Here is a 9,155-nt window from a genome sequence, read left to right as displayed (position 1 = left end):
GCAGAACGGTACCGTTGACCTGGAGTGTGGCTCGACCGGCGTTACCGCAGAGCGACAAAAGCAGGTGGCGTTTTCCTATGGGTTTATCTATGTCAAAGGTCAATTGCTGACGGCCAATGACAGCRGGATCAAGAGTTTCGCCGATCTGCGCGGCAAGAATGTGGTAACCACCGCCGGCACCACCAACGAACGCTATCTGAAAAGCTACAACGTCGATCACAAGATCGACATGTTCGTGATCAGCGCCAAGGATCACGGTGAAGCCTTCCAGATGTTGCAGTCCGGTCGGGCGGTGGCGTTCTACATGGACGATGCGCTGCTCTACGGCGAACGCGCCAAGGCCCGCGATCCGCACAAGTGGGTGGTGGTCGGGGAAGAGCAGTCGCGGGAAATCTACAGCTGCATGGTACGCAAAGATGATCCGCAGTTCCTCGCGCTGGTGAACTCGTCGCTGGGCGAGCTGTACAGCTCCGGGGAAATCAACGGGATCTACCAGCGCTGGTTCGAACAGCCGATTCCGCCTAAAGGCTTGAACCTGGAGTTCCCGATGACCAGCGAACTCAAGGCCATTATTGCCAAGCCGGTGAGTGATCCGGTGCAGTAGCTTCAGCTGAGCGTCCATCCCCGTAAAGTCGGGTTGAGCAGCCCTATCAAATTGACCTGTTTGGTCGCCTTGGCTGCTTCAAGGCTCTGGAGAATAAAACAGCCTTGAACGTCAGCACCGTTTTAGTCGTCACGGGTCGGCAGTGACCAGCGAGCGTCACTGCCAAAAGTCGTTACTGTGTGAGCGTTACCACCGCAGTAGCGACTAGCCCCCTCACTGGTTAGTCGGAGGCTTTATCCGCCACCAGGGCTTTGGGATTGCTACTCCCCCAAACGGTAGCAAGGTCCACCAGCAATGTCCCACTGAGTTCTTCAAGTTCACTCTGGGTGATCTCACTGTCGCCTTGTTTACCGAAGAGCACCACCTGATCGCCAGCGCGCACAGCAGGGATATCTGTCACGTCCACCATGAGTGTATTCATGGAGACCTTTCCTACCACTGGAGCACGCTGCCCATCTATAAGGACAACGCCTTTATTGGTAAACGCTCGACGATAGCCATCAGAGTAGCCCACTGGAATATTCGCAAGCTTTGAATCACGACTCAGTGTCACTGTTCGGTCATACCCCACTGTATTGCCTTTAGGGTATTGATTAACAGACGCCACATATGACTTGACCTGCATGACCGGTTGGTACTCGGCATGCGAAGGTTCCATCATCCCATACAAAGCGCCTCCGGCACGTACCATGTCCAAATGCGACTCTGGCACTTCTAACGTCGCGTAAGAGTTCGCCGCATGAAGGGAGATTTTACTTCTATCAATTCCGGCGGCCTTTATCAGCCAAGCTGTTTGCTCATTGAAAGCCTTGAGCCCTTGCCGAACATCATCCTTATCCTGCACCGCGAAGTGAGTCATGATTCCGACCAACTCCAGAGGAGCCAAACGATTGATCGCCAAGGCTTCTTGCCGACCTTGTTCAGTGCTCATTTCCAGGCCGTTACGACTCATACCACCTGCGTTCAACGCCAAGTGAACCTTCAGGCGATTCCCATGTTTTTCAGCAATAGCGGCCGTTTCTCGAGCATAATCGAGGCTACTGACTAACTCCTCTATCTTGTACGGCAATGCTCCTTCCACCTCGGCCAACGTCGCTGTACGCACTCGGACAAGCTCCCCCTTGAAGCCACTTTCACGTACAACTCTAGCCTCTTCATTGCTGGCAACGCCTACGCAGGGCACTTCCATTTTCATGACAGATGGCATCAATAACGCGACACCATGACCATAGGCATCCGCCTTGAGGATGGCACAAAGCCGTGATTTATTCGTCAAGGTGCTCTGGAGCGTACGAATATTGTTTTCAAACGCCGCCTGGTTAATTTCAATCCATGCATTACTGGTTGCTACGGCCCGTTCAGACTGACCATTATCCAAAGAAAGCAGCGGTGCAGCCTGAACATACCCATGCCCTATAATCAGGCCTAAAGAAAGGGCAATAACAGTCCGTGTGAAAGGCATCCAATACATCTCCTGATACAGAACGTTGTTGGTGACAACTAACGATTTGACGACATACATGACTTTGCGCAAGCCACTACCCAACTAAGGAAGTGACCTGACTTTATGGGCGGCAGGGTGCTCCACTGATAGCGATAAAAGAAAACTCAGTACAGGGTGAACAACGTTATTGAAACGCTATCCTTGGAGTAACCCTTCCGGTGAAATTTTTGATGACTAGCGAAGTCGCTGGGCGGATATATATTATATTTTTTGTATGGATTTATAGCTGACACTTTCTAACCCTACTTTAACTTGGAGCGTTGGCAGGGTGATACCCAAGGACATATCAAGCAGTTGTATCCATCATGCAACCGCGTTGTCCACCAGCTCCCAGCCCTCAGGCCGTAGCGTGTGCCAATCGCTGACCTGTTGATAGGCATGGCCGATGCGTAGAATCAGCGGTTCGGCGAATGCCCGACCCACAATCTGCATCGAGACCGGCATGCACTTTTCATCGAGCCCGATGGGCAGCGCCACCGAACACAGGTTCAGCAAGTTGGCGAACCGCCCCAACAAGGCCAGTGGCGTGCCATATTCATCGACCTCATCCAACGGCACACTGCCAATAGCGTTGGTCGGGAAAGCGCATGCGTCTATGTTGGTCATGGCCTCCTGCATGGCGTGCCGAGCGGCGCGGCGCTGATTGTGCAACTGGATATACGACGCTGCGTCGATGTCGCGACCACTGAGTACGCGACGTTGAACATGGGGGTCGAAACGCAGATCGTCGCGCTCGAACAAGCTACCCAGGCTGGCATAACCTTCTGCGCTCATCAGCCCACCAGCGATGCGCATGCACTGCTCCAACGACGTGGGTAGCGGTTGTTCGATCAGTTGCATGCCCAACGCGGCCAACTGCTTGAGCCCCAAATCGTAAGCCTTCAGCACCCCGGGAGCGACATGCGCTCGTTCGGCCTGTGGCAACACCCAGATGCGCAAACCGGCTACCGGCTGATTGAGACCGGCAGCGGCGCTGAATACAGGTGCCTGGGCCGAAACCGGATCCAGCGGGTCCGGGCCCAGCAGTGCATCCAACATCCACGCCGCATCTTCAACGGTGTGGGTGATAGGCCCTACCGAATCCAGCGAAGGACACAGTTCGATCAAGCCATGGCGACTGATAAGCCCACGCGTGGTTTTCAGCCCGACCAAGCCGCACATGCCCGCCGGAATCCGCACCGAGCCGCCGGTATCGGTGCCCAACGCAGCGCTCGCCAACCCGCTGGCCACGGCCACTGCCGAGCCGCTGCTTGAGCCACCCGGAGCGTGATGCACGTTACGGTCCCACGGGTTCCACGGCGTGCCCATCACCGCGTTAGTGCCCCAGCCACCGAAAGCGAATTCGACGGTATGGGTCTTGCCAAGAATGATTGCACCGGCACGCTCCAGGCGTTGCACTGCAGTGGCGGTCAACCTCGAAACACGCGGTGCCTGTGCCAATGATCCACCCGTGATGGCCTGGCCATCGATCTCGAACAAGTCCTTGATCGCCAGAGGAATGCCATGTAGCGGTCCCAGGTGTATACCGGACGCACGCTGGCGATCAGCGGCGATGGCCGCGTTCAAAGCACGCGAGGGATAGGCCTCGACATAGGCATTGAGCTGCTCGTCAAAGCGCTTGATGCGCGCCAGTTGCGCACGAACCAGCGCTTCGCTAGTCAGCGATCCAGCCTGCAGCGCCTGCTGCAACTGGGCAATGCTGTGGGAAGTAACTCGATCTATGGTGCTCATATGTTCAACCTCGCACGGTTTTGCGCCCGCGTGAAAAGTGCTTTTCAAGCACACGCGACAGCATTGAAAGAGGGAAAGCGATAACAAAATAGAACAGCCCTACCAGCAGGAAGACATGCATTGGCAGGAAGGTTTCCGAAGCGATGGCTCGCGCCGCCAGCATCAACTCATCGGTGGCGATCAGAGCGCACAACGAGCTGTCCTTGAGGATCGACACGTAGGCGTTAAGCAGTGGCGGCAACATGCCACGAATCGCTTGCGGCAGGATGRCGGTGGTAAACGCTTTCAGTGGCGTCAGTCCGATGGCGATGGCGGCTTCGCGCTGGCCGCGATGCAGCGAATCCAGGCCGCCACGGAGGATTTCCGCAACGTAAGCGGCACCCTGCAAACCCAGACCGATGGCCCCGGCCCAATAGCCGGACAACGTCAAACCCAGGCTGGGCAACGCGAAATACAGAGCCAGCAGCAACGCCAGAAGAGGTACAGCGCGCATGCTCTGAATAAAGAACGTTGCCAACCGTTTTAGGATGACACTTGGACTTCTCATCGCGCAGACCAATAACGCCCCCAGCACGACCGCCAGAGCGAACCCCATCAGGGACAATTCGGCAGTGATCCGTGCACCGAGCAATAGGCGAGCGATCCAGTCGCTCCAGTACACCGGGTATTGCTGAAAAAAACTGATCATCGCGCGCTCCCAAAATGACGTTCGAGCCGAATGAATCCCACACCGATCGGTAAAATCATCGCAGCGTAGATGCACATCACAGCCAAATAGATCAGTGAAGTCTGGAAGGTAGAGGTCACCAGATTGCGCGCCAGGAACATTATTTCCGGCACAGCGATGGCCGAGGCGATGGACRTGTCCTTGACCAATTGCGTGACGTAGTTGGCGAACGCAGGCAACGTCACGCGCAGGGCCTGGGGCAAGAGAATGCAGTGCAAAATCTGCATCCGGCTCAGACCGACAGCCAACCCGGCTTCATGCTGACCGACATGCAGCGACTGCAAGCCGCTGCGGAAAATATCGGCCAACACCGCGCTGCCCACCAGACTCAAGCCAACGATGGCGGCCAGCCACGCGGGCAAGTTGATGCCAAGGTAGGAGAGGCCGAAATAGATCAGGAACAGATGCGCCAGCGCGGGAACATTGCGCATCCACTCAATGAAACAGCCGATCACCCCATGCAACACCCGTGACCGACTGAACGTCAGCAACACCGCCAGAACTACCCCTCCGGCACTCGCCAGCAACAAGGTACACAGCGCGATTTCCAGGGCGGTGAGCGCGCCTTTCAACAACAGAGGCAGTAGCCCGAGAAAGACCTCGAAGTTCGCCATCAAGCGCCCTCCATCGCCATGCGCCCAAGAAAACTGCGGGTGCGCTCATGGCTTGGGTTGTCGATTACCTGCGCCGAAGGCCCTTGCTCGACAATGTGTCCGCCGTCCATGAAGATCACCCGATCCGCCACATCCCGAGCGAAGCGCACTTCATGAGTTACCATGATCATGGTGCGGCCCTCTTGCGCCAGCTCGCGAATCACGGCCAGTACTTCACCCACCAGTTCGGGGTCCAGCGCCGAGGTCGGCTCGTCGAACAGGATGACTTTAGGTTGTTGGGCCAACGCGCGGGCGATAGCGACCCGCTGTTGCTGTCCGCCGGATAACTGCTCGGGATAGACCTCGGCCTTGTGCCGCAGATGGACTTTTTCCAACATGGCATCAGCCAGCTCATAGGCCTGCTCGCGCGGCATACCCTGTGCCTTGATCGGCCCCAGTGCGACGTTGTCGCGTACGCTCAAATGTGGCCAGAGGTAGAAGAGCTGGAACACCATCGCGATCTCGCGTCGCTGCGGAGCCATTTCCCGATCACTCATCAGACGTATGCGTTTACCGTCCTTGATCTGCCCGATCAACTCGTCACCCAGCCAGATATCGCCTCGAGTGGGTTTTTCCAGGTAATTGATGCAACGCAGGCAAGTGGACTTTCCCGACCCGCTGGGGCCGATCAATGACAGGGTTTCACCGGCTTTCAACTCCAGGTTGATACCCTTTAGCACCTCCAGATCACCATAACTTTTGTGTAGGTCATGCACTCGCAGCAATGCAGGTTCGGACGGGGTCGACATCTTGGCTAACCTCTTTTTGTTATAGACATGGCGATGAATCGGCACGGGCCATCAGGCCGATTCATCCGCTCAAGCGCTTATTTGCAGCCGGGCAGTTTCCAGTCCGCCGGGCGGTCGACACCCAGCCTCAGGTCCTTGCCTTCCGGCACATACCAGACATCCTGAGTCAGACCGTAGCGGGCACCGATCTTGCGCATTTCACAGCTTTTCCAGAGGGTCTGGATCTGCTCGTTCACGGCAGCCACCAGCTGTGGGCTGGCCCCTTTATTGAAGCCGTACACCACCTGACCCAGACCCGTCAGCAGTGGGAAATTCGGATCGTTGTCGGTGAAAGCGTTGAAGTGCAGGTGCCACTGCTCGTTGCGAAAAATGGCGTATTGCATGACCGGAGGATCGCCAATCACTGCATCGATGCGCCCGGCGAGGAGATCGCGCACCGCGGCATCGGAGGTGTCGTACAACGCTACTTGCAACCCTTCGATCTTGCGCATCTCAGGGATGAACGAAAAACCCGTGATGGTGCCGACCTTCTTGCCCTGCAAGTCTTTGAGGCTGCTCCAGTTGGTCTTGTCGGTCTGGGTGATCCCGTTCTTGAAATAGTGAATCGGGTCGCTCACGGTCATGATCTTCGCGCGCTGTTCGGTCCAGCCCATGGTGCCGGCCATCACATCCACGCGTTTAGCTTGTACTGAGGCGATGGTGCCGGCCCAGTCCATCAAGGCAGGTTTAACCTTCAACCCCAGCTTCTCAGATATTTGTTGAAGGATTTCACCGTCGTAGCCGACCATCCGGCTGTCTTGATAACCGGTCCCCGGCATATCGCCAGTGAACGCGATAGTCAGGCTTCCCGGCTCTACCGTTTCCAGTGCGAGTGCCGGTGCCGAGGCCAGCATGGATACCAGCAGACCCGCATAAATACCGGAAAAACGTTGAACGTTGGGCTTCTTCATCACGTGCTCCTCGATTGCTTTTTTTATGAACAGCATGGTGTTAGGCAGGAGCTCATCGTATGGTGATCAGCGGTATAACTTGTTGGATGGTTTGCATGAATGATTGAACATTTGCGACATTTCGGAGATGTACTGCCCAAGGCCTCCAGCGACAGCCTCGTGGAGGGGCTTGATAATGGTCAGGCACGACATCCGCCAAGCCGACGCGGCGCCACCGAGTTGTCTATTGGTATTGTTTTGTGGCCGCGCTTCCCCTTGCTGTCACTCTCAGGGCTGACCGATGCGTTGCGACATGCTGCCGATACGGGGGATCAGAGCCGCCCGATACGATGCCAATGGAAAGTACTCGGTACCCCTGGGCAAAGAGTCATATCCAGTTGCGGACTGGATGTACCTATCGACAGTGAACTCACCCATCCTCATCAATTTGACTACATCGTGGTGATTGGTGGACTGCTTGATTCCCTTGAGGCAGCACCAAAGACTTATCCGGCATTTCTGCATCAGGCGGCAGCCGCTGACGTGCCATTGATCGGTCTATGCACGGGCAGCTTCGTGCTTGCTCGACATGGCCTGATGGAGGGACGTACTGCTTGCGTGCATGCCTACCATTGCGACGACTGGAAACGTCTGTTCCCCAGATTGCGCTTTGTCAGCAACAGTGACTTCCTCATCGACAAGGATCGGATCACCTGCGCAGGCGGTATCTCGGTGATTGAGTTGGCCATCCATCTTATTGGGGTGCATTGCGGCCCGGATCGGGCCGGCAAAGTTGTTCATCAGATGACGGTCGCAAAACGCAGCTCCGGCAGTTTCGTCGACCGGCGCAAGGCACTTGGCTACGCCAGCTCTTCGAACAGGCGCCTGCACGAAGCCGTGATGCTGATGGAAAAGCACATGACCGAGCCCTTGGATATCGACACAATCGCGAACCTTGTCGGTACCAGCAAACGGCAACTGGAGCGGCTGTTTGTCGCTGAAACCAGTAACACTCCGGCCCAATTCTATCGCCACGTTCGACTCAGGTTTGGCCGATGGCTTCTCATCAGCTCGGATCGACATATCGGGGAAATCGCTTTCGAATGCGGGTTCGCCGATGCGCCCCATTTCATTCGACATTTTCAGAACATGTTTGGCATGTCCCCCGGAAAATTGCGAAAAGAGTTGATGCAAAAAGCGACACCCACCCAAGGGGGGAAGTTTTTTTTGTATAGACAGTGAAGCATTGATCGGTCGCGGGGCAGAATGTGAAGACCAAGTTGGAATGAGATTAACGGTTTTTCGACAGGCAGCTTTTGGTTGTGAGTTCTGCCGTTCGTGAAGGGCAGAAATCGGCCAAAAGCAGTCGGTGGACAGACTACGGGCAAATAGATTGTGTCCTGCTACCCTCTTTATCGTAGTCGGGCTTGCCGTCATCCCTATCGCGTTATCTCTCGATAGATCTCGCGCTTACCACGACATGGCATGTCAACTAATGAGAGAGTGTCAGGATAGCGCCATGAAAGTTCGATGCCCTAGCTGCGGTTATATCGCAGACAAGCTTCCGCCAAGCCTTAGGTGTCCTAAATGCGACGATTTTTCCCACGACTGGCTGATTTATGATTGGGAAAGCTTTGCTTCAATGAAGCGTCGACATATTAGATACAACTTATTCATTATTGGCATGACTCTAATTAATTTACTTGTGGCGATCACCTTGAAATCAACAGATGCGTTTCAATGGTTGTTCACCTTGTTGTTTATCCCAGCCATTATCAGTTTGTTTTATTGTCGAAAACAGCTTGATAGTGAATCGGAGTATGAGGGGCATAGAGGCAGAGCTTTACTTTTCTGGCTTTTCGGTTTCGGGGGTATCTAAAGCGGCTAACAAGTCGCATATGGACTCTCCCTACACGTGGTGAGTAATGCCTTCCAACCCTGTCGTCAGTGTGATTGTATCCTTATATCTGGTCGCTGTTGGGCTTGCTCGCCCTGGCCACTCTGGAGTTCGTGCAACTGGAGCCAGTCGCTCATGGAACGTGGCAGGTAGCTGCCAGCAGTGAACGACCGTAAAGGGTCGATTTCTGCCTGTCGCCACCGGCAGCTATAGGTCCAGAGTGTGTAAAAACGCTCATAACCTGATCGTCTTGAGCCATTGACGTTCGTTGGCTGAGCGATCGCACGGTCAATGCTTCGAGTCGCACCGGTCGCGACCTGGAACACGTAACGTTGTTTTTACAGCCTCTGGAATGGGCCAA

General features: G+C 55.3%; 8 protein-coding genes. 2 read left to right on the top strand and 6 right to left on the bottom strand.

Translation table 11 applies throughout. The annotated features are described in order from the left end of the window. Positions 1–604, top strand: a 604-nt coding sequence (locus tag AC1DLB_RS12390) for a transporter substrate-binding domain-containing protein (RefSeq protein WP_477785063.1), incomplete at its 5' end; no start/stop codon positions are given. A 220-nt stretch (positions 605–824) separates the two neighbouring features. Here the strand turns inward: AC1DLB_RS12390 and alr are convergent. The 6 genes from alr to AC1DLB_RS12360 form a co-directional block, all read right to left on the bottom strand. Then, positions 825–2,066, bottom strand: a complete 1,242-nt coding sequence (gene alr, locus AC1DLB_RS12385) for an alanine racemase (protein WP_477744288.1) — start codon at positions 2,064–2,066, stop codon at positions 825–827. A gap of 345 nt (positions 2,067–2,411) precedes the next feature. After that, complete coding sequence (locus AC1DLB_RS12380) at positions 2,412–3,839, bottom strand: amidase (protein ID WP_477744285.1); 1,428 nt, start codon at positions 3,837–3,839, stop codon at positions 2,412–2,414. 4 nt (positions 3,840–3,843) lie between these two features. Further along, positions 3,844–4,527 (bottom strand): amino acid ABC transporter permease, encoded by a 684-nt coding sequence (locus AC1DLB_RS12375; protein WP_477785062.1) that lies wholly within the window; start codon positions 4,525–4,527, stop codon positions 3,844–3,846. After that, entirely contained in the window at positions 4,524–5,180 is a 657-nt protein-coding gene (locus AC1DLB_RS12370; RefSeq protein ID WP_477785061.1) for an amino acid ABC transporter permease, read from the bottom strand. The genes AC1DLB_RS12375 and AC1DLB_RS12370 overlap by 4 nt, the downstream gene beginning before the upstream one ends. Next, positions 5,180–5,968 carry an amino acid ABC transporter ATP-binding protein gene (locus AC1DLB_RS12365; protein WP_019582763.1) on the bottom strand — a complete coding sequence of 263 codons (789 nt, stop codon included), beginning with the start codon at positions 5,966–5,968 and terminating at the stop codon, positions 5,180–5,182. Before AC1DLB_RS12365 ends, AC1DLB_RS12370 begins: the two co-directional genes overlap by 1 nt. A gap of 77 nt (positions 5,969–6,045) precedes the next feature. Beyond that, a complete protein-coding gene (locus AC1DLB_RS12360) occupies positions 6,046–6,918 on the bottom strand; it encodes a substrate-binding periplasmic protein (RefSeq protein ID WP_019582762.1) in 873 nt (290 codons plus the stop codon). Between the two features lie 99 nt (positions 6,919–7,017). On the opposite strand from AC1DLB_RS12360, the gene AC1DLB_RS12355 reads away from it, so the two are divergent. Beyond that, positions 7,018–8,139, top strand: a complete 1,122-nt coding sequence (locus tag AC1DLB_RS12355; protein ID WP_086945811.1) for a GlxA family transcriptional regulator — start codon at positions 7,018–7,020, stop codon at positions 8,137–8,139. Positions 8,140–9,155: the final 1,016 nt, after the last annotated feature.

The organism is Pseudomonas sp. 05N434 (assembly GCF_056396965.1).
This window is presented reverse-complemented; position numbering and strand designations above follow the sequence as displayed.

Excerpts from the sequence above, each read along its gene's own strand:
- AC1DLB_RS12355 (WP_086945811.1), top strand. The coding sequence starts at position 7,018 with ATGATTGAACATTTGCGACATTTCGGAGATGTACTGCCCAAGGCCTCC.
- AC1DLB_RS12360 (WP_019582762.1), bottom strand. The coding sequence starts at position 6,918 with ATGAAGAAGCCCAACGTTCAACGTTTTTCCGGTATTTATGCGGGTCTG.
- AC1DLB_RS12380 (WP_477744285.1), bottom strand. The coding sequence starts at position 3,839 with ATGAGCACCATAGATCGAGTTACTTCCCACAGCATTGCCCAGTTGCAG.
- AC1DLB_RS12365 (WP_019582763.1), bottom strand. The coding sequence starts at position 5,968 with ATGTCGACCCCGTCCGAACCTGCATTGCTGCGAGTGCATGACCTACAC.
- alr (WP_477744288.1), bottom strand. The coding sequence starts at position 2,066 with ATGCCTTTCACACGGACTGTTATTGCCCTTTCTTTAGGCCTGATTATA.